The 24,214-nt window shown below is 54.5% G+C and carries 20 protein-coding genes; 12 read left to right on the top strand and 8 right to left on the bottom strand.

Translation table 11 applies throughout. The annotated features are described in order from the left end of the window. Positions 1-114 precede the first annotated feature (114 nt). Both LA756_RS06130 and LA756_RS06125 read left to right on the top strand, forming a co-directional pair. A complete protein-coding gene (locus tag LA756_RS06130; protein ID WP_224438994.1) occupies positions 115-1,566 on the top strand; it encodes a neutral/alkaline non-lysosomal ceramidase N-terminal domain-containing protein in 1,452 nt (483 codons plus the stop codon). A gap of 21 nt (positions 1,567-1,587) precedes the next feature. Next, the gene (locus LA756_RS06125; RefSeq protein WP_224438993.1) at positions 1,588-1,983 is read left to right on the top strand and encodes a hypothetical protein; all 396 of its coding nucleotides are present in this window, start codon (positions 1,588-1,590) and stop codon (positions 1,981-1,983) included. Between the two features lie 229 nt (positions 1,984-2,212). On the opposite strand, the gene LA756_RS06120 is transcribed toward LA756_RS06125, so the two are convergent. Further along, positions 2,213-2,734, bottom strand: coding sequence for a hypothetical protein (locus LA756_RS06120; RefSeq protein WP_224438992.1), 522 nt, complete (start codon positions 2,732-2,734; stop codon positions 2,213-2,215). A gap of 434 nt (positions 2,735-3,168) precedes the next feature. Between LA756_RS06120 and LA756_RS06115 the strand changes: the two genes are divergently transcribed. Further along, a complete protein-coding gene (locus LA756_RS06115) occupies positions 3,169-4,122 on the top strand; it encodes a sensor histidine kinase KdpD (RefSeq protein WP_224438991.1) in 954 nt (317 codons plus the stop codon). Positions 4,123-4,173: 51 nt separating this feature from the next. Continuing rightward, the gene (locus LA756_RS06110) at positions 4,174-4,977 is read left to right on the top strand and encodes a response regulator transcription factor (protein WP_224438990.1); all 804 of its coding nucleotides are present in this window, start codon (positions 4,174-4,176) and stop codon (positions 4,975-4,977) included. A gap of 322 nt (positions 4,978-5,299) precedes the next feature. On the opposite strand, the gene LA756_RS06105 is transcribed toward LA756_RS06110, so the two are convergent. Both LA756_RS06105 and LA756_RS06100 read right to left on the bottom strand, forming a co-directional pair. After that, positions 5,300-6,277 carry an acyl-CoA desaturase gene (locus LA756_RS06105; protein ID WP_224438989.1) on the bottom strand — a complete coding sequence of 326 codons (978 nt, stop codon included), beginning with the start codon at positions 6,275-6,277 and terminating at the stop codon, positions 5,300-5,302. A 326-nt stretch (positions 6,278-6,603) separates the two neighbouring features. Then, entirely contained in the window at positions 6,604-7,572 is a 969-nt protein-coding gene (locus tag LA756_RS06100; RefSeq protein WP_224438988.1) for a DUF1080 domain-containing protein, read from the bottom strand. A gap of 145 nt (positions 7,573-7,717) precedes the next feature. Here LA756_RS06100 and LA756_RS06095 point away from each other — a divergent pair, with 145 nt between their 5' ends. The 4 genes from LA756_RS06095 (at position 7,718) to LA756_RS06080 (ending at position 11,290) form a co-directional block, all read left to right on the top strand. Further along, positions 7,718-8,167: a TraR/DksA C4-type zinc finger protein gene (locus LA756_RS06095; protein ID WP_224438987.1), complete on the top strand. Its 450-nt coding sequence runs from the start codon at positions 7,718-7,720 to the stop codon at positions 8,165-8,167. Between the two features lie 36 nt (positions 8,168-8,203). Then, on the top strand, positions 8,204-8,896 hold the full coding sequence (locus tag LA756_RS06090; protein WP_224438986.1) for a hypothetical protein: 693 nt from the start codon (positions 8,204-8,206) through the stop codon (positions 8,894-8,896). 101 nt (positions 8,897-8,997) lie between these two features. Then, positions 8,998-9,882: a phytanoyl-CoA dioxygenase family protein gene (locus LA756_RS06085; RefSeq protein WP_224438985.1), complete on the top strand. Its 885-nt coding sequence runs from the start codon at positions 8,998-9,000 to the stop codon at positions 9,880-9,882. Between the two features lie 130 nt (positions 9,883-10,012). Then, positions 10,013-11,290, top strand: a complete 1,278-nt coding sequence (locus tag LA756_RS06080; RefSeq protein WP_224438984.1) for a tetratricopeptide repeat protein — start codon at positions 10,013-10,015, stop codon at positions 11,288-11,290. Here LA756_RS06080 and LA756_RS06075 read toward each other — a convergent pair. Both LA756_RS06075 and LA756_RS06070 read right to left on the bottom strand, forming a co-directional pair. Then, positions 11,287-12,147 (bottom strand): CBS domain-containing protein, encoded by an 861-nt coding sequence (locus LA756_RS06075; protein ID WP_224438983.1) that lies wholly within the window; start codon positions 12,145-12,147, stop codon positions 11,287-11,289. The two genes, LA756_RS06080 and LA756_RS06075, sit on opposite strands and share 4 nt — an antisense overlap. Before the next feature lie 301 nt (positions 12,148-12,448). After that, on the bottom strand, positions 12,449-13,339 hold the full coding sequence (locus LA756_RS06070; protein ID WP_224438982.1) for an alpha/beta hydrolase: 891 nt from the start codon (positions 13,337-13,339) through the stop codon (positions 12,449-12,451). A gap of 174 nt (positions 13,340-13,513) precedes the next feature. Here LA756_RS06070 and LA756_RS06065 point away from each other — a divergent pair, with 174 nt between their 5' ends. Both LA756_RS06065 and LA756_RS06060 read left to right on the top strand, forming a co-directional pair. Continuing rightward, on the top strand, positions 13,514-14,548 hold the full coding sequence (locus tag LA756_RS06065; protein ID WP_224438981.1) for a DUF3500 domain-containing protein: 1,035 nt from the start codon (positions 13,514-13,516) through the stop codon (positions 14,546-14,548). Between the two features lie 35 nt (positions 14,549-14,583). Further along, positions 14,584-15,165 carry a TIGR00730 family Rossman fold protein gene (locus LA756_RS06060; RefSeq protein WP_224438980.1) on the top strand — a complete coding sequence of 194 codons (582 nt, stop codon included), beginning with the start codon at positions 14,584-14,586 and terminating at the stop codon, positions 15,163-15,165. Positions 15,166-15,171: 6 nt separating this feature from the next. On the opposite strand, the gene LA756_RS06055 is transcribed toward LA756_RS06060, so the two are convergent. From LA756_RS06055 to LA756_RS06045, 3 genes are read right to left on the bottom strand one after another with little or no spacing between them, the layout of a single operon-like run. Next, on the bottom strand, positions 15,172-18,015 hold the full coding sequence (locus LA756_RS06055) for an Hsp70 family protein (RefSeq protein WP_224438979.1): 2,844 nt from the start codon (positions 18,013-18,015) through the stop codon (positions 15,172-15,174). A 13-nt stretch (positions 18,016-18,028) separates the two neighbouring features. Further along, entirely contained in the window at positions 18,029-19,813 is a 1,785-nt protein-coding gene (locus LA756_RS06050; protein WP_224438978.1) for an Hsp70 family protein, read from the bottom strand. Positions 19,814-19,817: 4 nt separating this feature from the next. Then, positions 19,818-20,360 carry a DUF2760 domain-containing protein gene (locus LA756_RS06045; protein ID WP_224438977.1) on the bottom strand — a complete coding sequence of 181 codons (543 nt, stop codon included), beginning with the start codon at positions 20,358-20,360 and terminating at the stop codon, positions 19,818-19,820. A gap of 330 nt (positions 20,361-20,690) precedes the next feature. On the opposite strand from LA756_RS06045, the gene LA756_RS06040 reads away from it, so the two are divergent. Beyond that, positions 20,691-22,169: an MFS transporter gene (locus LA756_RS06040; RefSeq protein ID WP_224438976.1), complete on the top strand. Its 1,479-nt coding sequence runs from the start codon at positions 20,691-20,693 to the stop codon at positions 22,167-22,169. Continuing rightward, positions 22,099-24,171, top strand: a complete 2,073-nt coding sequence (locus LA756_RS06035; RefSeq protein WP_224438975.1) for an AAA domain-containing protein — start codon at positions 22,099-22,101, stop codon at positions 24,169-24,171. The genes LA756_RS06040 and LA756_RS06035 overlap by 71 nt, the downstream gene beginning before the upstream one ends. Positions 24,172-24,214 lie beyond the last annotated feature (43 nt).

Raw genomic sequence — 24,214 nt, 5'->3', positions numbered from 1 at the left:
TTCGTGGCAGGCAAGTAAAAGTTGTTTGATGTCACGTTCTACCTTGGTACATTGGCAGAGCCTCTTACTTCCTGCCTGGTGACTCCCGCCCCTTCCCTGGAGTTAGACAACGTCATGTCGCATCTTCGTTTGTGGATCTTGCCGTTCTGTTTGTGTTGGTTCGTTAGCTCAGCGTTGGCCGCGGAAAACGTCTTTCAAGCCGGCGCTGCGACCAGCAACATTACGCCGCCGCTGGGGCAAATGATTGTCGGTGGATGGAAGCCAATCCCCGCACGCCACATCCACGACGAACTTCACGCTCGCTGTTTGGTTCTGGACGATGGCGATACCCGGTTGGCGATCGTGTTGTGCGACAACGTCGGCATCCCTGTCGAGGTGTTCGATCAAGCCAAACGCAAGATCGAAACGGCGACCGGCATTCCCGCATCGCATCAGCTGCTTGCCGCCACGCATACCCATTCCGCGACAACCGCCCGCGGTGCATCGAAGGTGATACAAGAGACCCAGCTAACCGACTATCAGGCGTTTCTCGTGCAGCGGATTGCCGATGGTGTTCAGCGTGCCATCAATCAGCTTCAGCCAGCGAAGATCGGTTGGGGGACGACCGAGGAGCCGAGCGAGGTTTTCAATCGTCGCTGGTTTATGAACGACGCGGCGCACCTGACCAATCCGTTTGGTGGCGTCGATCGCGTGCGGATGAATCCTCCACGCGGAAGTGCCACGCTCGATCGTCCAGCCGGTCCGGTCGATCCGGAGGTTTGCTTTCTTTCAGTACAAACAACCGACGGCCAGCCGATTGCGCTGCTCGCGAATTACTCGTTGCACTATGTCGGCGGGGTTCGCAGTGGTGATGTTTCGGCAGACTACTTTGGATACTTTGCAAAGTTCATCGCCGAGAAGTTGAACGCTACCGATCAGCAACCTGCGTTCGTCGGCATTCTTTCCAATGGAACCAGCGGCGACGTGAATAACATCGACTTCACCGCGAAGAACCCTCGCCGCTACGCACCCTACGAAAAGATGCAGGAAGTGGCCGAAAAAGTTGCCAGCAAAGTGGCGGCCGCGCACCAGAAGATCACCTTCCACGACGATATCACTCTCGGTGCGAAACTGACGATACTGCCGCTGCAAGCACGTAAGCCAACGCCAGAGATGCAGAAGCATTTTCAAGAAATCGAAGCGAAGTCGGCCGACGATTCTTCGGGACATCGGCGCGAAAAGATCTACGCCGACCGCATTGGCCGCCTGAAAGATGCCCCCGATGTCGTCGAAGTTCCGCTTCAAGTACTCAAGATCGGCGATCTTGGAATCACGGCCATTCCTTTTGAAACGTTTGCCGAGACCGGACTCGAAATCAAAGACCGCAGTCCTTTTCAGGAGGCGTTCACGATTGAACTGGCCAATGGCTCGTTTGGATACTTGCCGACGCCGCCGCAGCATCGGCTCGGTGGTTACGAAACCTGGCTCGGGACCAACTATGTCGAAGAAAAGGCTAGCGAAAAGATTGTCGATTCCCTCATGAAGATGTCTAATTCACTTTCGGAACAGTCGAAGCAAAAACCATGAGGCGGTAACAAGGCAATCGCAGTGCGTGAATTCTCTATCGTATTGCATCGGAAAATATCAGGCGAACAGCCTGCGTCGGCGAACGCGATCGCCAAGTCGGAGGTCGCACTGGGACGCTTGGCCCGCAAGCTAGGCGTCGTCCCGTTGACCGAATTCAAAAGCCAGTCGCCTGACAGCGCGCTAGAACTGCTCGCCTCTGAGGGGCTCGACACGAGCGAACTCGACCTGCCCGGCGAGTCTTGGTTCAATCCCCTGCAAGGCCTGCAAACCGTCGTTGCCCTGCGCGACTATCTGCAAGATCACCCGGCCACGATTCCCGATTCCGATAAGATACTTTCGGAATTGGAACGTTGGAAAGAAACACTCGTTCAAGCTTCCCAGGCAGGCATCGCCTGGCATCTTAGCGTGAAGTTCTAAGGGAAGCGGCCAGGTTGGTTTGAGGTTTTCGCGATCAAGTTCACAGCGAAACTTCCGATTCGGCTGCGCCTCCCCATCGGGTAGCCCGGTTTGCTTGCAAACTGGGGAGCGAAGCGAATCGAGGTCTTTCGATCAGGTCAACCGTAAACTAATACCTCCATTCGGCTGCGCCTCCCCAGGTTGCAAGCAACCATGGGCTACCCAAGTTAATTGGGAAAGCTGGCCAGCGTTACTCTTCCTTGATGGTTTCGGTGCTGTCGCTGGCAATTGGATCTTTCAACAATTGCCGCGGCGAAACCATCCGGTGCCACAGCCAGAAGCCTGTCGGGGTGGTGATGAAACCGAAGAGCCACAACGTCCAAACTGGAGATCCGGTTCGCAGCATCTCGCGGCAATCGCCGATTTGTTCGAAGGAGCCCAGCCCGATGTACGCTCCGTTGGCAATCAAGCAGAACCCCGCAAAGAACTGCGCAATGCCTCGCGGCCAGGTCCAAGATCGTGGAACGAGACTCCACGCGGCCAGCGGTAAGACGCATCCCAACAGTGGCCCGAGCCAGACGACGAAGCCTGGATAAGGGTTTGGCGAAACATCTGTTCGCGAAATGGCAAGAGGGCTGAGAACCACCTTAGTCACCGTTCCGCCACTGAGAACCGCCCCAACGACATGCCCCAGTTCATGCACCGCCATCATTCCCAGCCAGCACATCGCCAGGGTCGCTATGCAGAACAAAATGACAGCAAACTTTCGCATACGTTTTCCGACGATGGGTGGTCCGGGTTTGTAAACCCGGATCGGCGCAGCCGACAAGAGGCTGATCGTTTGAGTTTTAGTAAATAGAGGCCTCCATCAGCTTCGTGCCGCGATTTATCTGCCTCTTGTGGCCTTCGGCCATCCGGGTTTACAAACCCGGACCACCCGTGCCAACGTGAGTCAAATTGATCATGTTCCTCTTCTCTCCGTGCCCTCTGTGATCTCTGTGGCTATTCCCTCTCCTCGACTTACCGAGGTTAAGCTCTCTTTATCGTAAAACGAAGGACCGATTTTCGCATCAACCGGGTAAGCCTGGCCGAACATTGATTTACTCGTGTTGGCGGTGTGCCAGGATGATCTCGGCTCTGGCAGTTTTCGCGTTATAATGGCAGGCGTCCTGAACGAGGTTTTGCTCCGCGAGTTCGCTACGAAATATGTCCAGCCGTCGCCGCTTAGGCCTGCCGATTACTATCGCCGTGATCATGATCGTGCTTTTGGTGGCACTGATCGTCGGTTGGGTGATGATCAATGTCTGGGGCGCGACCGAAAACGAACAAGCGGCCCCACTCTATTACACGTTTCTGCCAATTGGGGCGACTTTTCTGGCAGTGATTCTGGCAGGCGTCATTTTCTATATGGTGCTGTCGATTAAAGCGATCAATTTAAGCCAGCGTCAGGCAAACTTCATCGATAGCGTCACGCATGAACTCAAGAGCCCGATCGCTTCATTGAAGCTTTACTTGCAAACGCTCAATCGGCGTTCGATTCCGCCTGAGAAAGTCGGGGCGTTTTATGAAACGATGCTGGAAGATATCGAACGCCTCGATCACCTGATCAACCACTTGCTGGAAGCGGGCCGGATCGATCGACGTCGTGACGATGCCGAAGAAGGGGACGTGCGGCTCGATAAAGTATTGGCCGGATGTGCCCAGTCGGTGGCGCTGTTGTATCGTTTGCCGCCTGATACGATCAAACTGAAAACGGTCCCTTGCACGGTGCATGCACTGCATGGCGATATCGAAATCATTTTTCGAAATTTAATCGATAACGCCGTAAAATATTCGGGCAAAGATCCCGAAGTGAAAGTACAGCTTCGCGTAAAATACAACGACGAAGCGGTCATTGAAGTGACCGACAATGGACCGGGGATTCCTTTCTCGCAGCGGCGAAAGATCTTTGGACGGTTCGTTCGTCTGGGGCTGGAATTGCAACGCGAAAAGCCTGGCACAGGGCTAGGGTTGTACCTCGTGCGTACGCTGGTGCGACGTATGAAGGGAGACGTTCGCGTGAAGGATCCGCCCAAGGGGACCGGCACCGTGTTCGTGGTGACGCTTCCCAATGCGAAGACGTTGGAAGAGTCCCGAGCGACCGAACCTGTCACTGCGTGATGTACTCTTTGATTTGTCGTCCTTGCCATTTCCTTCGCCTAGATCACTGCCATGACTATGAAGCCAAATGCCGACACCCACATCTTGGTCGTTGAAGACGAAGAGCATCTGGCCGTCGGGATTCGCTATAACTTGGAAGCGGACGGCTACCAGGTTTCGGTCGCCGAAGATGGCCGCATCGCGCTGCGAATTGTGGAAGACAATCCCGGCAAGATCGACCTGGTAATCCTCGATTTGATGCTGCCAGGCATGAGCGGTTATGCCGTTTGCGAGACGCTGCGAAGTAACGGCGAAGACATGCCGATCTTGATTCTGAGTGCTCGCACGCTGTCGGAAGATCGCACGCGTGGTTTCGACGTCGGTGCCGATCAATACATGATGAAGCCGTTCGACTTGGACGAGTTTCTCAGCCGCGTGAAGAACTTGCTTTCGATGCGTCGTCGTCGTCAGCCGGCGAAAAGTCCCGAAGAAGATCTCGTGCATCAATACAGCTTTGGAGATGTCGAGATCGACTTCGACAGCTTTCAAGCGTTCGTCAGTGGCAAGCCAATTCGATTGACGCAGCTGGAATCGAAACTACTGCATTACTTTGTCAGTCATCCCAGCCGCATTATTCCCAAAGGGGAACTGCTTCGCGAAGTTTGGGAGATGCCCTCGAATGTTTCGACCCGAGCGCCGGACCAGTTCATCGCGCGGCTGCGAAAGATGTTCGAGAAAGACAAATCGAAGCCAAAGCATTTCATCACCATTCGAGACGCCGGCTATCAATTTCTGCCGACCGGCGAAGAGCCATCCAAAGAGTCGGCCAAGGATCGTTTGCCGGCGGAAGATCACGACGAGGAGTCGTCGGAGTAACGCCCAAATTAGGCGTGAAGAAAGCCCCTTATTTCTAAGAAGCAGCGTGGGGCATGCTGGCGCTTCATATTCTACGTAAGTATGCGCACAGTCTGCAAGAAATATTTGGCAAGTATTGCGAAGGTGTGCTTGTGGTCTGTCGCTTTTGAGGGCTGAGAATGGTCGCAAATCGCGGAAAATAAAGGAGCCGATTCCGGCACGCCTTCCGCGAGAACTTTCCGTGGACGCTCGTTCATATGCTGTGCGATAATGATACCAGCGCAGCAAAAAGGCCACGCAACAGAGCGTGGCCTTTGGTTGGATTCAAGTGCGAATCGGTCGTTTAGACTTTGATCGCGCCATCTTTGGTTTTTTGCTTGTAATCGACCACGTTCCAGACGAGTCCACAGGCTCGCATGACACGAATGACGTTCCACGTCAGGTCGAATTCCCACCACTTGTGGCCATGGACAGCCATGCGTGGATAAGCGTGGTGATTGTTGTGCCAGCCTTCGCCGAAAGCGAGTAGGCCAACCCACCAGAGATTGGTGCTTTTGTCGGTCGTTTCGTAGTTGCGATAACCCCACATGTGCGTTGCGGAGTTAACGAACCAGGTAACGTGCAGCAGGACGGTCAAGCGAAGGAACATGCCCCAAACGACCATTGAGACGCCGGTGTACCAGCCACCGATGAGATAGCCCAAACCGAGCAGACCGAGGCCCAGAACCAAGTGCCAGACGATGAACGTCTTGTGCAGGAACCACATGACTTTGTCTTTACGCAGGTCAGGTGCCCAACGCATGTGAAGTTCGTCTTTTTCTGGCCCGGTGTGATGCGGGAAGAGCCAGATGATGTGGGCCCAAACGCCGCCATCCAGTGGCGAGTGAGGGTCGTCTTCCTGATCGCTGTGAGCATGATGCTTACGGTGCGTGGCGACCCAGTCCAAAGCAGAGCCTTCGCCGGCCAACTGACCGATGAACGCCAAAATGTAACGAACCGGCTTGGTGGTCTTAAAGCCAGCATGCGTCAGATAGCGATGGAAACAAAGCGTGATTCCGACGCAGCCAGACAAGTAGTAAAGCACCACGGCGGCGACCAAACCGGACCAGGTAAAGCAGAACGGTGCCGCGAGGGCTCCGAGGTGGATCAGGCCAATCCAACCGATGATCGGCCAGGCACCACCGTTGCGAAATCGCTGGCTATATGGCTTCGACTGTCGGGGACGGTCAGGGGATGGTTTCTTCGATTTCGCAGGACGCTTTTTAGCAAGATTGCTCTCGCCGAGAAGCGAGGTATTTTCGTTTTCAGTTACGATCGACATGGGATGTCCTTAAATGCGATCTGAATACGGGGGAGAGTTCAAAGTTGCGATCTCTGGCAGTGGCTGAAGCATCGCTGTTGAGAAGAATTGTAAGAGGAATCGTCTCGACGAGGGTAAATGACGTGTCGCAGCTGTGTAATAGTTATGTAAATGCGGGCCGTGACACAGGTTACAGCCTCTGATAGCATCGAAAACTGCCCCCGAAAGGTGGTGTCCAAGTCGCCAGAGGAAAGGTCGGCACCGCTTTTAGATTGCCAAGAAACCAAACAAGGATGACCGATCGGTCACCCTTGAGATGGCGTTTGATTGGAAAAGAGTGGCTGGAACTATTCCGGCTTGTCTTCCTTTTTGGAGTCGTCCTTCGGCTTCTCGGCTGGTTTCTCGTCCGACTTCGCTTCGGTTTCGGGCGATTTGTCGGCTTGTTTTTCCGCCTTTTTGGACTGCTTTTTCTCCTTCTTGGGAGCTTCCTTTTCTTCCGTTTCACTTTCCTGAGGAGGTGCGGCAGTCATTTTTTCCGTCGACCAATCGGCTCGATAACGAACCATTTCGGTGTCTTCCGGAACGAAGGTTGGCTCGATCGGTTCGATTTTACGAACCCACATGTTGCGGAATTTCACGGGGTTGCCGTGGAACTGAAGGCTGATGCTGCCTTCGTCTCCGTGGCGATCGTAGGCTGGCGGCTTGTGCCAATTGGTGCTTCCGCGGACCGGATAACTGTTTTGCACGACGACGCCGTTATGGATCACGGTGATACGAGCCGGAGCAACGACATCCCCTTTTTCGTTACGGACCGGTTTGTTGAAGACGATGTCGTACGTGTTCCATTGGCCTGGCTTTTTCATCGCGTTGACCATTGGTGGAGACTGCTTGTAAACGGCACCTGCTTGGCCATCGAAATAGGTCGTATTTTCGTACGAATCAAGGATTTGAACCTCGTAATGCCCCATAAAAAAGACACCACTGTTACCGCGACCTTGGCCGCTGCTTTTGACTTCTTCCGGAGCGGCCCATTCCATGTGCAGTTGGATATCGCCGAACTTTTCTTTGGTGTTGATACCACCCTTGGCAGCAGTCGCGACACCATCATCCCATTTCCACTTTTCGCCGCCATTCCAGGCAGACATGCCATCTTCACCGATCAGCACAATGGCGTCTGAAGGGGGATCACTTGGCTTTTCGCCTGGGGTAACGACACGTGGCTCTGGCCACTCGATACCACTTTTGAATTCCTGGCCGCAAGCAATCGAGGCCAATCCGAAACAACAGGCAAGGGAAAGAAAAATACGCATCGACATTAGCGGTGCTCTCCGGGGTGGGGGATTTTTGCAACAATGACAGATGGGTTAGGGTTGCAGACGTGGCCCTCTATTTTAGCTTGCCGATTAGCGAAAAACGATAGGTTAGCCAAAACCTAGTGCGACTTCGTCCTAGATTACGATCATGTTAAAAGAAATTAGCTGCCCCGATTGTCATTGGCATCGTCTCGTCGGAACGGTCGAAAAACTCCGTCTTTTGCTGGGACTGGGAATGCTCCGCCGCGATGAGAACCCCGATCCGGCGATCATCGAGGAATTGTTCGAGCGAAACGCGTCTCAGTTGACATGTGGCGAATGTGGCCGCTTGGGGCTGCGGATCGACTTGCCCCGCGACGACGAAGAAGATTGGGGAGATGCCCCTATTTGTGAGCAGTGCCGGAAGACGATCCCAGCGGAGCGGCTGGAGATCTTCCCTGACACAAAAATATGTGTGCAGTGCCAGCAAAAAGATGATGACGGCGAAGACGATACATCGCCCGAATTTTGCCCGAAGTGCGGAGAGATTATGATGTCAGGCACTTCCCGTGGTGGCGGTTTAACACGTTATCAACTGCGATGCCCTCGTTGCGGGTAGATGTTTTTGGCCTTTTTCAAAACTGGAATGATACGCATGATCCGAGTTGCCGTACTGCTTTTGCTGGCTTTGTTTTTCACGGGATGTGTCGATGCCCCTAAGCCTCCGGCACCCCCTGAGGAAGTGACGTTCGAGCGGCAGTTGCTCGATGTTTCATCCGCCGCGACCGACAGCATTCAGGTTAAACAGTCTGCCGTGCCGCTTCAGCAGCTTCAGCATTTGAATCAGGCAACGGGGCTTCGAGAGCTTCGACTCGATCAAACGCCAGTCACCGATGCCGAGGCGGAAGTCATCGGTTCTCTAGAGTCGCTCGAAATCGTCAACTTGCCGGCCAGTGAACTTACCGACGATGGCATTGCGAAGATTGCTGCCCTGCCGAATTTGGAACTGCTGCGAATTGGCTCTCCCAATGTCACCGACGCGGCCATCGCCAAAATTGCGGAAAACAAGTCGATCCTTTACCTGCATCTGCTGCATACGCCGGTCACCGACGCGGCGGTCGACGCGATCGCCCAAATGGAACAGCTGCAGTCGTTCTACGCGGATGACACGAAGTTGACCGATGAAGGCATGTCGAAGCTGACCAAAGCTCGTCCGAAATTACATATTCATTTCAACGACCTTCATCCGCCGGGCAGTCACGCTGGACATTCGCACGATCATGACCATGATCATGGGCACGCAGGTCACGGACACAGTCACGATCACGATCATGATCACGACCATTAAGTTGGAAGGATGCTTGAATTCTGCGTTTCAGATTGCGATAACCAGTCAATCTAGTCCTGCCTGATTCTCCCCTACCCCTCATCCCAAAGAATTGAATTGCCATGGCTCGCGATTGGTCGGAACTTCACGAACTCGCTACGGACATGTTTGCTTGGCCAACCGACGCCGCTGGTTGGGAGCAGTATCGTTTGACCCAAGAGCAAGTCGACTCGTTTCACGAGAATGGTTATTTGGCTGGGGTTAAGATTTTGAATGATGATCAGATCGAAGCACTACGAGCCGAGTTGGCCGAGTTCTTCGAGTCGGAACATGCCGGCAAAGAGCTCTGGTACGAGTATCACACCAACGAATCGACGACGCCTGAGACGGTGCTGTTTCATGCCCTTGGTGCCTGGCGATTGCGCCAAGGTTTTCATGATGTGCTTTGGGCTCCTGGCTTTGTGATGGCGGCGAGTCAGTTACTGGACGGACCTGTTCGGTTTTGGCACGACCAACTGTTCTGCAAGCCAGCCAAGCATGGTAGTGTCGTTGCGTGGCACCAGGACTATTCCTATTGGACACGGACCAAACCGATTGCCCATCTGACGTGCTGGATCGGATTGGACGACGCAACGAACGAGAACGGCTGCGTACAGTACATCCCAGGCAGTCATCGCTGGGATTTGCTGCCGATCACCGGCTTGGCGGGCAATATGGAAGCAATCCACGAAGTCTTAAACGACGAGCAGTGGGAGCAATTTCAGCATCCTGTCGGAGCGGAATTGAAAGCAGGCGAAGCGACGTTTCATCATCCTTTGATGGTGCATGGTTCGTTCGAGAACCGCATCGATCGCCCGCGGCGTGCGACGGTGATCAATGCATTTCGCGATGGCGTGGTCAGCGATAAGAACGAAGAGCTGCTCAACGGAGTCCCCCCCATTCCACAGGGAGCGAAGATGGAGGGGCAATTCTTCCCGCTGCTGTTCGACCCCGCGACGGTTTCCTAATTGGCGATCGTCCGCTTCCTAGGAAAAGTTTCTTGTCAGAAATTCCGAACCCTCCTACGATACGAGTGGCTATTCTTAATTACAGATCGGCCGAACTTGTCTTGTCGTGAGAACTCTCGGGAGTACTGGAATGGGGCTTTTCTCCCATAAATTAATGCCGTCATTGCTTGCCTTGGGCATGATTCTGGGGCTGATGGTCTCGGCTTCATCGGCGGAGACATCACAGGGAATCATCGACGAACTGCTTCGTGACGGCTGGCAAGTTGGCCCTGACGGCATGGCCACCGTTCGCAGCGCGACGGCCAAAGCCCGTAGTCTGGCAGATGCCGATGCGTTGTATGCGGCGGGCATTGCGCTGCTTAGGCATCATCAATACGACGACGCGGCAGCAACGTTTCAAGCTGCGATTGATGTCGACCCTAAGCATTTTCGCAGTTGGCGTGCGTTGATTTGGGTCCGAACGCTGCAAGAGAAATTCGATGCCGCGTTGATTCAAATTCAGCGACTTGCCAAACAGTTGCCACCAAGCGAATTGGTCGGCGACGAAGAAGTCAAAGTGCAAGAGACCGTTCGGCTGCTCGGTCGACTATTCGGATTTTATGAGGGGCCACGATCGGGCGATGTTTCTGCAGCACTAGTGCAGCGTTCGCGGGATGCGATCAAGCCAGCATTGATTGGCCAGCGTCAGACCGATTTCGACAACAATTATCAGGACGTGACAACACTGTTCACGACTTCCACCACCGAGCAGCAAGATGCTCGCGATGACGCGAAACAAAAGGAGCAGATGGAAAAGCTGCAGACTCAGCAAGATATCGAAACGAAGAAGAAGCAACTGGAAGTCGACCAACAACAGGCAATCAACCGAATCGATCAGCTACGTAGTGAATGGAACCAGGAAGAGCAGCGTTTCGAGCAGATGGAAGCACCGCTCAACGCGTCGATTGCCCAACTGGAAGCTCAGCAGCGGGTAATTCGTCGTGAGTTGTCGATCTTGTTTGACGATGTCTTTCGATTGACGGAGGAAAAACGGCAAACGAACGATCCTGTTCGACGAGATCGACTCGAACGAGAGATTTTCCGACTAGAGCGACTAATCAACGACTACGAACGGGACTTGGCATTGGTGCAAGCCGAGGGCCGTCGATTGGTTTCCAGCCGAGATGTCTTACGAACACGGCGTTTGCAAACACAGCAACGCTTCGAAGCAGAAATCAAGCAGCATGTGGATCGGAAGCAAGATTTAGAGCGAGCTGAGAAACGCGTTGCGTTGGATTCACGTCGAAATAGCCGACCAGCGACGGGGAACTCACCACGCGTTCGGGTCCTTTCTGCCAAGGCTTCCAGCATTCGGACTTACGCTGACTTTCCCCTGGAAGTCGAACGATTGACGCTACTTGGCCGTTAGACTGCAACACTCGACTCAAGCTGATGCAGGTGCTTCAGAACTTGTTCTTGAGTGATCACGCCACAAAAGCTGTCACCTTTGGGAAGAACCATCACCGCGCTGATCTGTTGCTCGAACATCATCGAGGCTGTTTCACCAAGCGTAGCGTCTGGCGAAAGCCGGCTGGTGGTTTTGATCAAATCAATAGCTTTGGCGGTTTCGGCAGGCTTGCCTTCAAACAACGAGCGAGCCATCAGGCGGCAGCGAAATTGACGAAGATCTTTGGCCGTGATCACACCCAACGGGCAGTCTTCCTGCGAAGCGATCACATAGCAAAGATTGTTTGCCTCCATCGTTTGCTGAACATCTTCAATCGACGCACAGATATCGACGAAGTGCGGTGACGCATCGGTCAGCGATTCAATCGATGCGCTACGTGCGGCATGCGTGCTGTAGGCGAATTCGCGAATGTAGTCGGTGGTCGTAACCATTCCCCACAATGCCCCGGACTGAGTGACCGGCAACGAGTGGAATTCGTTGGCAAGCATGATATCGAGACCTTCGAGCGAACTACCGCCTGAAGCCAATGTCTTGACGGTGGTTTGCATGACCTGAGACGTTGGCAGGCAATATTCATCGCGCACTGTCGGCAGCGAACGTCGCGTATCGCGATACTTTATGGCTCCGCGAACGATATCGATATCGGAGACGATACCTACAACATTTCGGTGATCGTCCACGACTGGCCAATGATGAAACCCGGTGCAATAGAGTCGCTCGAGTAACTCGTAAAGCGGCGTATTGGCATGGATACAAATCGGATTGAACGTGACCAGTGAATCGATACCCTGACGTAGGAACGATTGGTTCAAGATCATGGAATAGATGCCGCTACGGGTTTACACGGAGTTTGTTGGGGCCTGCTGAAACTTACGGTTTATCGCAATCAATGCTTTGGTTTTGCGCACAGTGGATGCACAAATCGGGGGGAAGCGATTTGCTTATGTCGGCTGTAGCGGTTATCTGGCCCGACATCGGGGGGAGGAAGCAAAGCCCATGAGAACAGGTGGGAAAATGGTAGAAATCAACCGCCGCTGAGCGGATGTAGAGTCCGCAGCGGCAGATGACGTTTTCCTCTTGATACAACCGCGGCAACGTGCGGTTGGCAACGTTGGGGACCTACTTCTCAGCAGATACCATGCCGCGATTTTGCAGCCACTTGTGGCAAAGCGACGACCATTGAGCTGTCCCTGGGATCGACTTGGCCAGGCCAACGCCGTGACGACCCTTTTCAAATACGTGCATTTCGGCTGGAACTTTGTTTTGGATCAATGCCATGTAGAAGACAACCGCATTTTGAGGAGGAACTCCGGTATCTTCCGTCGTGTGGAAGATAAACGTTGGGGGCGTTTCTGGAGTGACTTGAAGTTCACTCGACATCGATTGCACGAGTTCTTTGTCGGCGTCTTTGCCAAGCAAGTTGTTTTGCGATCCGCGGTGGGTAAACGGCTGATCAAACGCGATCACGGGATAACACAGAATCAGGAAGTCAGGACGACAGCTCACCCGATCGATTGGATCCTTTGCGTCAGGATTGCCACCATCGAAATGCGTGCCAGCCGACGAAGCGAGATGACCCCCGGCGGAAAAGCCCATCACTCCGATGCGGTTCGGATCGACGTCATACTCTTCGGCTCGAGCCCGGACAGTCCGAATAGCTCGTTGGGCATCTTGCAGCGGAATCGGATGCTTATAGCCACGGCCTGAATGGCGATACTCTAAAACGAAAGCTGCGATGCCGAGATCGTTCCAGAAATTTGCGATGTCGACTCCTTCGTGTCCAGTCGCTAGATGTCCGTAGCCACCGCCGGGACATACCACCACGGCGCATCCAGTGTTGATCTCGGAGGCTGGCAGGTAGGTCGTCAGTGTAGGGATATCTTTCTCTTCGGTTCCTTTGGCACCTGGGGCACCGTTTTCCCAAAGCGGGGCTTTTTTGCCTTCTGCGGCGAGGCCTGTCGAAACAGAAAGCAGTAGAACTAAGCAGCCCAGCAAGAGCGATTTCAACATGATGTTCTCCAAAGATGCTTGAAGCAGGTGGGGGCGAAAATGGCCAGAATGGTGTGCGGCGGGATGCATTCCGCCAGGGCTCATGGTAATTTATATTTTTGGCGAAACCAAAATTTCGCTGAATGCCCTTTCTTTCATCCTACCCGTTTGCCCTTCCCCGCCAAAGGACTTGCCGTGCGAAAAAGCTTTCTCGCGATTACTTCTGTCTTCGTTGCGTTGTTGTCCGTGACGACTGCCTACACGTTTTATCGCCTCGCAGGAACTGGCGAGAAGATGACCTCTGCGGCTGACGCGTTGGTAAGCTCGCTGGATGCCGAGCAAAAGAAAGCGATGCTTTACCCCTACGACAGTCCACAGCGACTTGGCTGGCATTTCATTCCGAAAGACCAGCGTAAGGGGCTGCAGATGAAGGACATGACGGAAGATCAACGAAAAAAGACACATGCATTGCTGCAAGTCGCATTAAGCGAAGTTGGCTACGACAAGACAACCAAGATCATTTCGTTGGAAGCATTGCTGAAGCACATCCAGAAGTCAGGGCCCATCCGCGACACGGAACGATACTACGTGACGATCTTCGGCGAACCTAACGCAGACAGTCGCTGGGGCTTGAGCTTCGAGGGGCACCATCTTTCACTGAACTTCGTTGTCGAAGGGGATCAAGTGGTGTCGTCGACACCGCAGTTCTTTGCGACCAATCCGGCCGAGGTGAAAGAGGCTGTTCTGGATGGCTATCCCAAGGGAATGGAGATTTTGAAGGCCGAAGAAGAAATTGCGTTTGCTTTGGTCAATGGACTCTCCAAGCAGCAGCGTGAAACGGCCGTGATTGCTGAGAAGTGTCCTGCCGAAATCCGAAACGCCGGCGATCCTCACCCTCCCCAAACCGCTCCAGAAGGAATTGCTTGGACCGAATTGAAAGCAGAACAACAGGCCACGCTAAAGAAACTGATCGATACCTATGTATCGACGATGCCTAAGGACGTTGCCGCGAAACGTTTTGCCGACTTGGAAGCTGCCGGCTGGGATGGAATTCATTTCGCTTGGGCTGGTGGATTTAAAGATGGGGTGCCCCATTACTATCGCGTGCAGGGCAAAACGTTTCTAATTGAATTCGTGAATGCTCAGCCGGACGTTTCCGGCAACCCTGCCAATCATATTCATTGCGTCTGGCGTGATATGCGAGGAGACTTCGCGTTGTCTGCGAAATAACTCGCGTGAAGCATGCCATTCAAGTGGCATTACTCATGAAAAGTTTGTGCGTATTTTGCGGGTCGGCTTCTGGTAGCCGGCCCGTTTATGTTGAAGCCGCCACCAAACTCGGACAATTGATGGCCGAGCGAAAGCTTCAGCTGGTATATGGTGGCGGAAAAGTTGGCATGATGGGAGCATTGGCCGACGCCGTTCTTGATGCTGGTGGCGAAGTAATCGGCGTGATCCCAGGGGCCTTGGTCGACCGAGAACTCGCCCATCACGGCGTGACCGACTTGATCATCGTCGACTCGATGCATCAACGCAAAGCCAAGATGGCGGAGTCGTCCGATGGATTTCTGGCGTTGCCCGGGGGCTATGGAACACTGGAAGAGTTGTTCGAGGTGATTACCTGGGCACAGCTTGGTTTTCACTCGAAGCCATGTGGTCTGCTGAACGTCGAGAACTTCTTCAATCCGCTGTTACATATGCTCGACCAGGCAGCCCAGCAGCAGTTTATGTCGACCGACAATCGAGATCTCTTGCTGACATCCAACGACGCAGGGGAAATCCTCAATCTGCTAACCGAGACCCATCCACACGAAAACCCACGTTGGATTGACCGGTCGGAGACGTAACGTGCACTAACGCACGAGCGTCAGTCCGGTTGGCAGGCTTTCGCCGAAGATCTGGGACTGTTCTTCGTCATCGAGCTGACCTCCTTCGCGGACAATGCGGATCCAATGCTTGGATGCGTTGTTGACCTCTAGCCAACTTGCCGCTTTTTCTCGGGGCGCTTCTGGAAGGTCTCGGTAGCGGTCATCCGTGCGGCGGGCCAACTGCATCACTGCAAGCATGTCGGCGCGATCGGTTGTTTTCTGGGAGTACAACGCATCAAGCCACTGGGTCGCAATTTCTTTGGGAATCAGCGTGTTCAATGGTCCGTAGACAGGGACGCGTGTTCCTAGTCTTCCGAGCGTCCAAGCCATCGCGCCACGAGCTGGCTCGAGCTTCTTTTTGCCGAGAAGGTCGACCAACATGCGACCGATTTCAGTTTTCTCCTGGGCACCGAGAAGTTCCAGGCTGCCAAGAAGCCGCCATGCTTCGATTGCCTGCTGAGGAGTCAGCGTTGCAGCAGCACTTCCGCCGCCTCCGCTGGTCATGCGTTTGTGCATCGCACGCGTGGCGACAAGCAGAGGTTCGGCGATGGCCAATTGTTGTCCTCGATTGAGTCCACCTGCGATACGTCGCCAGAGGATCATCGATTGATTGCGGCAGTTGTCGTCGTTATGAAGGACTTTACCTTGCAACAGTTTCCACGTTTCGGAAACACGCCAGTCGTCCAGTGCCAAGCCATATCCCGGCCGCAAACAGTAACCTGTCAAGTTGAGCCAGCGGGACTCGTGGGTCGCACTCTTGCTGCGACCCGACTCGAGGTCCATCGAATGTTCCCACATTCGTCGCAATAAAGATGTTGGCCAGCTGTCGCGCCGCATTTCCAAAGCCGCGTCCAGATCCTTGATCAATGGTTGCGGTTTACGGGACGCATCTTGGGCGAACGTTTCGTTCAAGACCTTGGCCGCCTCCTGCCAAAGCGATTCGTCCAACATCCCTTCTGATTCACGTGCCGATTGATGCGCGGCCACGTCGGTTTGTGTCGCGCTACGAATATCAAACTGCAATCGCCAGGTTCGCTCGGAATCGACTTCGGCACACCAAAGTTCGATCGTGCCGATCTCTGTTAGTTTGGCATGTAGATGAACGGGTATGGTCTCTGCATCGGCGCGTCGCCGTGCACGCAAGACGGTTCGAATTGGCGGAAGTGCTTTGATCTGTTGTGGATCGATCGTGACTAATTGGCCAGGCTCGTCGATCAGTCGCGTGCTGGAAACAAACAACGGAAACTCGACCGGCTCGGAGACTCGTAGCTGAAACGTCAGGTCGAGATCGATCTCTTGCCCTGGCTCGGTCGTAGCAGGAAGCAAACACATCGCTTCGGTCGAGTCGCCGGAACCGATCCCAATGTAATAGGTCCGCGCCAAGTTGGCAGTGATTTTGACTCCGGTGCCGCGGCGGACTTGACCGTAGTAACTCGCACCGCGTGCGACCGCCAGATCCAAATGCTCGTTTTCTAGCAAGATCGGCTGCCAATCGCCGTTGGGCGAAAACCACTCGGTAAAGATATCGAGCAGACGTTGTTTCAATACCGGTGACTCAAAAAAACCACCGTTGAGAAGGATCAAGTCGGGGCGAACGGCTCCGCTCGGGTGACGGTCGGTTTCTTCGATCACGTCGAGGTGGGTACGCAGGAAATGTGCCAGCCAGCGTGTGATCGCCGCGTCTGGTGCGTAGGGCAATCCAAACTCTTGAAAGCCAGAGCTTCGCGTGTCAGGGCTATCGGCAAGTTGGCAGTTCGGCAGGAAACCTTCGGCAAGAACCTGATGAACTTCTGACTGCGTCACTTCGCACTGCAGAGCACCGCCGATTAGTTTCGATCCTACGGCCGGCAAACTGATCGTCTGCGACTGGGGAGCCTCTTCGCCAAGAAATGTTTCTTTGATTTGTCGGCAACGGCGGACAAGGATCGACCAGCGATCGGCGGGAAGACGTTCCTTGGGGGATAGCTTTCCTTCCAAGTAGTGCGCCAACGCGAGATCAAGATTGTCACCTCCGAGAATCAGATGTTCTCCCACCGCTACGCGATGAAACTGGACGAGTTCTTCGTCCCCTGCCCTGGCCCGGATTAACGTGAAGTCGCTTGTTCCGCCACCGATATCGCAAACCAATATGGTCTGCCCAGGGGAGACAAGGTCCTGCCAGTTATCGGCATGCTTGGCAAGCCAGTCGTAGAATGCGGCTTGCGGTTCTTCGATAAGAACCACACGGTTGAGCCCGGCCTTCTTCGCCGCCTCGACGGTCAGTTCGCGAGCGATTTCGTCGAACGAAGCCGGCAGTGTCAGCACAATGTCTTGATCTTCGAGCTTCTCCGACTTGAACTGATGGTTCCAAGCCGCGCGGACATGGTGCAAATAGCGGCTGCTGACTTCGACGGGAGAAAGCTTCTCGACGTCGGAACTGCCATGCCAGGGAAGGAGTGCTGCGGTGCGATCGACACCGGAGTGGGAAAGCCAGCTTTTGGCGGAATTGACCATTCGGCCGGGGACGCTGGTGCCATGGTCGCGGGCGAACGTTCCGACGATGTTCGATTGATCCGAACCACTCCAAGGCAGCTTTAGTGCCTCGGAGGGAAACTCGCCATTTGCCGCTTGATAATGAAACGAAGGAAGCGTGGGACGCTTCTCCACTTGCCCAGGGGCAACCACTTGAGGGACAAGCAGCGTTTCGATTGTGGCCTTGTCGGTGTGGGTATCGATGTAGGTTACGGCCGAGTTGGTCGTGCCGAGATCGATGCCAACGAGGTAGCGGCTGGGTAGGTCATCTTCTTCGCCAGGGCGGTCTGGGGCGGCGGTTGCTTTGACGATAGACATGGGAGACGCGAACTTAATCCTCTTCGCGGACGTTGAATTCCAGTTTCCAGCGACCAGATGTTTTCGTGCTGACGCACCAAAGTTCGAGCATTCCGAGCTCCGTAACTTTGGAGTGGAACGTCACAGGGACATAGGGCTCATTGATCTTGTCGTCGCGCGGCAAGGAAGCTTCCAGGCTATCGGTCTCAGAAATCTCCGCTTCGTCCCAGCGCTGAATCATTTGGCCTGGCTGGTCATCTTTGCGAATAGGAGACGAAAAGAAACGGAACTTCGTCGTCTCGCCAACAACCAGGCCGACTTCCGCACTAGGGACATCGGTCTCGGTTCCTTCCTCCATCCCAATCGGGACAACATTCAGCAAATGCAGCGGTCGAGGAGCTCCGGGAATTGCCAAGCCGGAAGTCTGGATACCAACGTAATAGGCCTGAGCCGTACCACCTCGGATACGGATGCCCCCCTTCTCTTTCGCCCAGCCATAGAAAGCAGCGCCTCGGGCCACGGCATAATCAAGATCGTGAGGACCTTCCAGACGTTGAGGAGGTTGATCGGTTTGCCATGAACCGAGCGTTTCCATCAGACGTGACTGGAACGCTTCGCTTTTGAACACACCGCCGTTGAATAGCACGTGGGTCGGATGGATGGCACTGCCTGCCTTTTCAGCATGCAGCGATAGAAACTCGGCCAAGTGACGCGTTACTGCCGGATCCGATTCAAACGGAAGTCCCAGTTCCTGAAAGCCGGAAACGAACCCTCGTTCCGGTTTATCAGTACCAGAGCAACTGGGGAAGAAGCCCTCCAACAGCATCTGCTTGATCGGTTCTCGCTCGACATCGACCGAAACGGTTTTGGCGATCAGCTTGCTGCCGCGTCCCAGGATACTGACGGGATGCGTGTCGGGGCCTTCGTCTCGAAGCAAAGCTTCCTTGGCGGCACGACACGAATGCCATAGCGAAACCGACTGCCATGGATCGAGGGTGACATTCTTCTCTTTGAACAGTTCAGCCACATGGAATGCCAAAGCCAAGTCCATGTTGTCGCCGCCGACCAGAAGGTGGTTGCCAACGGCCATGCGTTTTAAAACGAGTTCGCCCTGCTCCTCTTCCACGGTGATCAGCGTCAGGTCGGTCGTGCCACCGCCGACGTCGCATACAAGCAATTTATCGCCGACTTTTAAAGCTTTCCGCCAGTTGTCTCCCATGTGACCGAGCCAGGAATAGACAGCCGCTTGCGGTTCTTCGAGCAACGTGAAGTCGCCTGGAAAGCCTGCGCCAATGGCGGCTTCATGCGTCAGTTCACGCGCACTGGCATCGAACGAAGCCGGGACAGTCAGAACGACAGCCTGGTCTTGAAACGGATGCTCTGGATGAGCTTCGTTCCATGCAGCGACTAAGTGCTGGAGGTAACGTTGGGACGCTTCGACCGGCGAGACTTTGCCAACTTCGTCCGGAGCATTCCAGGGAAGGATGTTGCCTTGCCGATCAACTTTATGATGGGATAGCCAGCTCTTGGCCCCACCGACGGTGCGATCTGGCGTATCGGCTGATTGTCGCCTGGCCCATTCACCGGTCGCGTACGTTTGCTGATTGTCCCACGGCAAGTCGAGTTTGCTGCCTTCCTGATCTGCTTCGGTTGCCAGATAAAGGAACGATGGCAGCGACTTGCGATTCTCGATCGTGCTTGCGGCGACGAGTTGGGGAATGTCCAGCAATTCGACAACGGGAGATTCCGCTTCCAGATCGGAATAAGCGATCACGTTGTTGGTGGTGCCGAGGTCGACGCCGATAACAAACTTGGCCATCGAGTTAAACCTCCACTTCGGCGGGGTTCAAGACTTGAGCCTGGGCGAGGGTTCCGGTGAACTTCGGAACGTCGCATTTCGTGGCTTTCCAGCCTCGATGAACCAATGTACCGCCGGAAGGCTTCTCGCTTTGCACATTTCCGACTAAGCGGATCTCGGTCGCATCGAACGATTCAGGAAGATCGATTCGACCACCCTCTTCTTCCTCGCGGACCGGCGCGATGCTGAACATGCGATTAAGGGTCGCTTTTGTGTCGCGCTGAACGTCGCGGACGGCTGCTCCGATTTGAGCATCTTCGTATTCCGACAAGTCCTCTTGGAACAAGTCGAGAAAGCGAGCTTCGCGCTGAAGTGTCGCCAGCAAAACAAGTGCATCAACACCATCAGGTTTGGCAGGCTTCGCGGGTTTGGGCTTCGGCGGAGGCGTATCCGGCTTTTTCTCTTCCGCTTTAGGGGCAGGCAGCGAAAGCGTTTCGGCACGCTGAGCGACGTCAGAATTAAACAGAATTTGAAAAAAGAGCTTGAAAGCTAAACCAACTCGGCCCATTCAGTTCACGCTTTGGTTGGGAATGTATGTGGATGTTGATCTGAGGTATTCGCCCGAATCAACCGGTTATCGTCGATAGTTTCACACCCAGACGGGTGTCTTGAACGTTCCAACGTATCGGCAATGCGTTTCCCTTGCAATTGGACCGACATGGGCGGCGTGAATGTCGTTGCTAGAAGGCTCTACGGGCGGAGTATCAGGTGCTAGAAAATACGGCGAACCGAACGTCCATTAGACGTTTCCTAGCTGGAGGCCCATTGCTAGTATATGAGTCCGCGCAGACCTTTTTCTGCGACGCTTTGTTGGAACTGATTCAGGCAACCCTCTACTATGGCGACCGACGCCGCCTCGCTTGAGGCAGCATCTTTACGACGCGACCCGATCGTTCGGGCAACGCCCTTCTTTTATGGCTGGGTGATGTTAGGCGTGGCGATGCTCGCGCAGTACTGTACCAGCCCAGGTCAGACTTACGGTGTGGCTTTGTTCAATAAGCACATCGCGACGACACTGGCCACCGAAACGTTTCAGAAAAATCATCCCGGCCAAGAGGTCGTACTGACCAAAGAACTGGTCAACAACGAGATCGTCACCGTCACGACCGCGTACTTGTGGGGAACCATCCTGGCCGCGTTTCCTGTGCCTTGGATCGGGGCGCTGGCCGATCGCTGGGGATTGCGGAAAACGATTACGCTGGTGATCGTTTTGTTCGGCTTAGCGTGTATGTTCATGACCCAAGTTCAAGGCTTTTACACGCTGTTCATCGCTTTTTTGGCAATACGAACATTAGGGCAGGGTTCGCTGACACTGCTTGCGACGAATACGGCTGACATGTGGTTTCAGCGAAAGCTGGGATTTGCCAACGGTATCCGCAACCTATCCGCGCCCATTGCTTTCGGAACGTTTCCAGTTATCACGATCGCATTGATCAATTGGCTCGGCTGGCAGAAGGCTTACTTCGCGCTGGGATTGGGAGTGTGGATTGTCATGTTCCCAGTATTGATTTTCGTATTTCGCAACCATCCCGAAGAAATCGGGCAATTGCCAGACGGCGACAAGCGTGTTCCACGGAAGGATGGCGAAGCCGACACTGGCGGATCACTGTTCCTGATGCCGCAGCTTTCCCTCGGCGAAGCGTTTGAGCAACGCTCGTTCTGGATTACGGTTTCGTTCATGACTATGTGGGGCATGATCGGTACGGCGCTGATGTTCATGGTGGTGCCCTACCTGGAAAGCCGCGGTCTGCGGGAGGAAGATGCTCAAGTCGTTTTTTGGACGATGGCGGTCAGCATGGCCTGTTGTCAGTTCTTTGGCGGAATCCTGGCCGATTATTTCAAACTGAACTACCTGCTTTCGGCAGGCTCGGTTTTATTGGGTTGCGGCGTGCTTGTTTATCTGTCGATTGATTCCGTGTGGATGGCAGGCGCCTATGGCTTGACGTTCGGAGTCGCGCAAGGAGTTTCGGCTGCCGGATCGAATTCGCTTCTGGCTCGCTATTTCGGTCGGGCTCACCTCGGCAAGATCAAAGGTTTTCAGATGATGTCGGTCGTCGCTGGCAGTGCCGCGGGACCATTTCTGATGAGCCAAGGAAAAGAACTGCTCGGTGGCTACGATGCAGTGCTCTGGTTGTTTGCTACGATGTTGATGCTCCAGGCGGTCGCGTGTTTCTTCGCGACCCCGCCCGCCTCTCGCAGCGAAGTGGCGGACCCCAACAAGCATTCCAACCAGCAAAACGGCACGCATGGCACGGCTTCATTTACGGGGGCTTCCTCCGGGGACCAACCGCAACCAGCTATTCAAACTGCTGATTGAACAAGCAGATCTACCCGGCAAAGAAATCGGCGCGATCGATCTGATCCGCCGTCAGGCCACCGTTGAGGTTGCCGAAGATCGCGCCAAGCGAGCGGTCAAAACGCTTCGCGAGACCATGCCGGAAGTGGATGTCTTCTTCGAGCCAGATCAAATCGAGTGGCCTCCGCTGTTTGAAAAGTTTCGCCACTGGATGCAGCTGGAAGCGAAAGAAGAAGCGACGCGTCTCGCCGAAGGTCGACAGAAAGAAGGGATGCTCAAAGGGCTGAAACTCCACGAACAGTGGTCTGCTCTTGCCGGACGAGTGATCTGCCAGTTTCGACCGAAAACCCAAGGCGCGTCGTTGCCTCCGCATCGCTTCCGATCTGGTTCCCCGGTAGTGCTGCAAGATATCGAACAGAACCAGGTTCGCGGTCTTGTCGCCTCCGTTCGCGACGGTTCGATTGAAGTCGTAACGCAGGACTTCCTCGAGAACGATGATGATCCGTTTCAGTTGATCCCCAGCGACGATGAAGTGACGCGTCGGCGTATGGAATACGCTCTGAAACGTGCGGCGAGCGCCAACGATAATCGGCTTGCCGAACTGCGAGATGTTTTGCTGGGAGAAGCCAAGCCGACGTTTGATTCGACGTCTGACGTACCAACGCCGCCTCGAACGTTAAACGATTCGCAGTGGGGCGCGGTCGAAAATGCCCTGCGTGCCAACGACGTCGCGATCATTCACGGCCCACCAGGCACCGGCAAAACGGTCACACTCGCACATCTGATTAAATCGCTCGTCGATCGCGGGGAGAAGGTTCTCGCATGTGCACCCAGTAATCTGGCCGTCGACAATCTGATGCTGCGTGCGATGGCTCAAGGAGTGAAAGCGGTTCGCTTGGGGCATCCGGCGCGTGTTTCGGAAACGCTGCACGATGCGACGCTTGATTACCTGGCGCGATCCCATCCCGATGCCAAACTAGCAGAAAAACTGATCAAAGAAGGACAAGCCAAATTACGAAGTGCCGGTAGATATACGCGAGCGAAGCCTGCTCCCGGCGAGAAAGCTGCGATTCGCGATGAAGCGCGTGGGCTGTTCGACGATGCTCAGCGAATGCAGCGACAGACGCTCGACCAGATCTTGTCGGAGGCTTCGTTGCTTTGTGCGACGTTGACGGGTGTGGACGACGATCTTTTGGCCGGGCGAATGTTTGATACGGTTGTTATCGACGAAGCCTGTCAGGCCGTCGAACCAGCTTGCTGGATCCCCTTGGCTCGTGCGAAACGAGTCATCTTGGCCGGCGATCATTGCCAGCTCCCTCCCACCATTCTTTCGCAAGTCGCTGCATCGGAAGGATATGCCGAGAGCCTGCAGGAGCGTATCGTGCGGCAACATCCGAACGTCGCCAAATTGCTTGATCGACAATATCGAATGCACGATCTGATCATGACGTTCAGCAGCGAAGAGTTTTACGAGGGTAAGCTGTCCGCAGATGAATCTGTTGTCGCACACGACCTTCAGCCGCTACTCAATGAAGCAGTGTACGTCGATCCGAAGCCTTGGCAGTATTACGACACCGCAGGAGCGGACTTTGTTGAAGAGGAGGATGACGCGACGTCGAGTCGTTTCAACGATGCCGAGGCACGGTTCGTGGCGAAGAAAGTTCAACAGTTCATTGACGCAGGAGTTGCTCCTCAAGCGATCTCAGTCATCTCGCCGTACGCGGCCCAAGTGCAGCGGCTGCGCAATCTACTGCCGCAAAACGTGGAAGCGGACACCATCGACGGGTTCCAGGGACGGGAAAACGAGGTCGTTCTCATATCGCTGGTTCGCTCGAATAATTCTGGCGAAATTGGCTTTTTACTCGATACACGCCGAATGAACGTGGCCCTGACGCGGGCACGTCGCAAGCTCATCTTGATTGGCGACAGCTCGACCATCGGCGGTAACTCCTTTTATGAGCGGCTGTTGCAGTACGCCGAGACCGCCGATGGATACCATAGTGTATGGGAAGAAATGGACTAAACCGGTAACCCTGGCTTAGGGGGAGGAATTGCGACTTTGCGCC

The organism is Bremerella sp. TYQ1 (genome assembly GCF_020150455.1).
Taxonomy (GTDB): Bacteria; Planctomycetota; Planctomycetia; order Pirellulales; family Pirellulaceae; genus Bremerella; species Bremerella volcania_A.
Note: the sequence above shows the minus strand (reverse complement) of the source record. Positions and strands in the feature narration are given on the sequence as shown.